Below are 3,874 nucleotides of genomic sequence, written 5' to 3'. Positions count from 1 at the left end.
CGTAAGCATGCGCCGCTGCGCAGCTTCGATCCGCTGATCGTCGATACGTTGGTAGAAGTGATGCAAGCCGAAGGTCCAACGCTGCACACCGAATCGATTCCGAAAGCAGTGATTAAAAATGCCGACGGCAGCCTGACGCTGCAGCTGGAAAGCGGCCACGAACAAACCGTCGATTGCCTGGTGTGGGCGATTGGCCGTGAACCGGCGACCGATAACCTCAATCTGGCGGCAACCGGCGTGGCGCTGAACGACAAAGGCTACATTAACGTCGATAAGTTCCAAAATACCAACGTGAAAGGCATCTACGCGGTGGGCGATAACACCGGCGCGGTGGAACTGACGCCGGTGGCCGTTGCCGCAGGCCGTCGCCTCTCCGAGCGTCTGTTTAACAACAAGCCGGACGAGCATCTGGATTACAGCAACGTGCCGACCGTGGTGTTCAGCCATCCGCCAATTGGTACCGTGGGACTGACCGAACCGCAGGCGCGCGAACAGTACGGCGACGACCAGGTGAAAGTATACAAATCCTCCTTTACCGCGATGTACACCGCCGTTACCCAGCATCGCCAGCCGTGCCGTATGAAGTTGGTGTGCGTTGGCCCGGAAGAGAAGATTGTCGGCATTCACGGTATCGGCAACGGTATGGATGAGATGCTGCAAGGCTTCGCGGTGGCGCTGAAAATGGGCGCAACCAAGAAAGACTTCGATAACACCGTAGCGATTCACCCTACGGCGGCGGAAGAGTTTGTGACGATGCGTTAATATTTCCTGTCGGAAATGAAAACCAGCCATTTATTCATGGCTGGTTTTTTTATGGCTGCAATTTATATTCCGTTTTCTTCACTACTCAATAATGCATGCACAGGATAAGATTTATTTCTTTGCTGGCGGTCGCCATTAATGGCGACCCTACGTTGTAGGGTGCGCATTAATGCGCACCGAAAATTTAATGGCATTGCCAGTTTATATATTTTAACGGGGAGAACGGTGTGAACAAAGGTCGGAAGCGGGCATGAATATTATCGATATCATTATGTCCGCAGGCAAAGCCTCGGTAGACGTGGCGCTTTATACGTTGATTCCGATTATGGTGGTGATGTTATTCATCATGAAATATCTGGAGGTCAAAGGACTACTGGATTTTGTTGTGCGTCATGCCACACCGTTATTAAAACCCTTCGGTATTACCGGGCTGGCATTTTTTGCCATGATTCAACTTAACTTCGTCAGCTTTGCGGCCCCGCTGGCGGCGCTAGCCATTATGGAAAAGCGCGGCACCTCCGATCGCCATATGGCGGCCACGCTGGCGATGCTGTTTGCCATGGGCCAGGCCAGCACCTTTTATCCGCTGATTCCGGCGGGATTACACTGGAGCACGGCGCTGATTATTTCGATCTGCGGCGGCGTATTAGCGGCAGCGGCAACCTATCACCTGTTTGGCCGGAAACTCTCCGATGCGGCGCTGTTAAATGAAGATGAAGCCGTCACCAGCAGCGAAAGTAAAATGGGGCTGATTGGCATCATTAATAGCGCCGGTTCCGATGCGATTCGTCTGGCGCTGGGTTCGCTGCCGATGCTGATTATCTCGTTATCGGTGGTCGGTATTTTGAAGGAAGCAGGCGGGATTGAAATGCTGACGCGTCTGGTGTCGCCGCTGCTGGATAAGCTGAATATTTCCGAAGTCTATATTCTTCCGGCGCTGACTAAATGTCTGGCAGGCGGCACCGCCTATTACGGCGTGGTGGCGGGATTGGTGGAGAAAGGCTTATACAGCGCGCACAACATCAACGCGTCGGCGGGATTGCTGATTCAAACCTTCGATCTGCCCGGCATCGGGATCTACCTTGGCCTGTCGAGCCGATTCCCGCGCCTGTTCCGCTTCGCCGTGCCCGGCATTCTGCTCGGTATTGCGCTGCGTGCGACGGTTCACGCCGTCCTGTTCTGATTACTGTTGGCGCTGAACACACTTTTCAGCGCCATTTAGTAAATAACACTACAATTCACAGGCGTTATTTATTATTAGCCCTATTAATTTCATCGTTATTTTCACCCATTGCATTAGCGATATTTTTAGTACTATTATCTCAACAGACATTTCAAATATAAAATTAATCCTGATGAAATATCAGGTTAATTTACCAAGCCCTTAAATTCATTGCAGGTAATATTCCTGTATATCCTTTTTTTGCAGATAGGGTAAATCCATGAGCGCTAAGCAAATAACCTGGAATGGCGGATTACAACCGGAAGCCATCGACATTCTGGCGCAAGATGGCGGCATGATCGTTAGCCCAACCAAAGTGGGCTACATCATCATGACCTCCGACAAAGCTGGACTGGAGCGTAAGTTCGAAGCCAAGCAGCGCAATCGCAACAAGCCGGGCGTGGTGCTGTGCGGCTCGCTGGAACAGCTACGTTCTCTGGCGCAACTCACACCAGAAATCGACCAGCTTTATCAGCGTCACTGGGATGAAGATATTCTGCTGGGCTGTATTTTACCGTGGCGCGACGATGCGCTGTCGCGTATTCCCGATGATGGTTCAAAAGAGCTGATGATGGATGGCCGTCAAACCAGCTGCTTCGTGATTAAATTCGGCAAGCCAGGCGAAAATATCGCAAAAGCATTATGGGATACTCACGAGAAATTCTCCTTTGCCAGCTCAGCAAATCCATCTGGGCAGGGAAATCGCGGTTTGGTCGAAGGTATTGGCGAGCGCATTGAAGCCCGCGCCGATTTAATTATCGAAGCCAATGCTTATGTGAAATCCATCCAGCCAAACGATGCCAATAAAGTGCGCTATGAACAAGGCGTTATGGTATCGATGGTGGATAGCGAAGGTCATCTGATTCCACAGCAAAACGGCGAGCGCAAAATCACGCCTTGCCCAGTGCTGATTCGTAAAGGGTTGGATGTGGATAAAATTATGGCGCTGCTGTCCGAGATTTTCCCTTCATGGGATTACCGGCACGGCGATTATTACTGATCTTTTAAAAGCCTGTTTCCTCTATGGAAACAGGCTTTCGTTTTACCACCCCACCTCAATCTCGCCGCCCCTCGCACTCTGCTGATGTAAAAACGCCGCTGGCAGTTCGCTCAGTGAAGCGAAGCTATTGATGATTACTGAAACATAGACTTATTACCCAATAAAAATCTATATATATTGCCAATATAGATAATTATATCTATAATTATTAAATCCAGTGAGGAGTCTTCTCAACATGTGAGGTAAGGGAATGCCAGAGCTGCATTGGCGTAAAGCTGCCCTGAAGCAGATGCGAGCCATTGCAGACGCTAACGAAAGGAAGAAGCTGAATGAGCAAGTGAATGAGTTAAAAAAGTTTCCACTTGTTCCGCCCAATCTGGATGTTAAGTCTCTAAAAAATGGTCAGGCTGACTATCGGCTTAGATGGGGAAATTATCGCGTATTGTTCGACTATCACAAAGGCGAGGAACCGAAAATCATCGCTATTCAGCAGGTAATGAGACGAACCAGTGGAACATACAAATAATCAAGGTAGAGATTTGCTGCCATAATTCACAGATTCTCATCTCGCATCTAAGAAATTGATAACGTTGAATACTGGAACATAAATCCTATGATCGAATTCATCACTGACAGTGCTGGTAACCGCAAAGCGGCCATTGTCCCAATCGAGTTGTTCGAAAAACTGACTCAACACTCTGATTTCGCTGAATTATGGCAGTCAGTCCCTTACGAGGCCGGTATTAATGACGACGCCTTAATTCCTGGTGATGTAGTAAACATCACCATTAATAAGGGAGTCACGCTTCACGCCGCATGGCGTATTTATCGTAAACTGACTCAAAAGCAGGTTGCTGAAGCGTTGGGCATCACGCAAGCGTCTGTATCCG

At 49.4% G+C, this 3,874-nt stretch carries 5 protein-coding genes; all 5 read left to right on the top strand.

Annotation, left to right across the window (positions count from 1 at the left end; all coding sequences use genetic code 11):
* Window positions 1–762: FAD-dependent oxidoreductase (locus RTY00_RS13590; protein WP_312664813.1), on the top strand; the 762-nt coding region annotated here is incomplete at its 5' end.
* A 250-nt stretch (window positions 763–1,012) separates the two neighbouring features.
* Complete coding sequence (locus RTY00_RS13585) at window positions 1,013–1,945, top strand: nucleoside recognition family protein (RefSeq protein ID WP_312664812.1); 933 nt, start codon at window positions 1,013–1,015, stop codon at window positions 1,943–1,945.
* Window positions 1,946–2,204: 259 nt separating this feature from the next.
* Entirely contained in the window at window positions 2,205–2,984 is a 780-nt protein-coding gene (locus RTY00_RS13580) for a Sua5/YciO/YrdC/YwlC family protein (RefSeq protein WP_312664811.1), read from the top strand.
* Window positions 2,985–3,234: 250 nt separating this feature from the next.
* A complete protein-coding gene (locus tag RTY00_RS13575; RefSeq protein WP_008108126.1) occupies window positions 3,235–3,510 on the top strand; it encodes a type II toxin-antitoxin system RelE family toxin in 276 nt (91 codons plus the stop codon).
* A gap of 87 nt (window positions 3,511–3,597) precedes the next feature.
* On the top strand, window positions 3,598–3,874 hold a 277-nt coding region (locus tag RTY00_RS13570), incomplete at its 3' end, for a helix-turn-helix transcriptional regulator (RefSeq protein WP_312664810.1).

Source organism: Pantoea sp. CTOTU49201 (assembly GCF_032054795.1).
Lineage (GTDB): Bacteria > Pseudomonadota > Gammaproteobacteria > Enterobacterales > Enterobacteriaceae > Pantoea > Pantoea symbiotica.
This window is presented reverse-complemented; position numbering and strand designations above follow the sequence as displayed.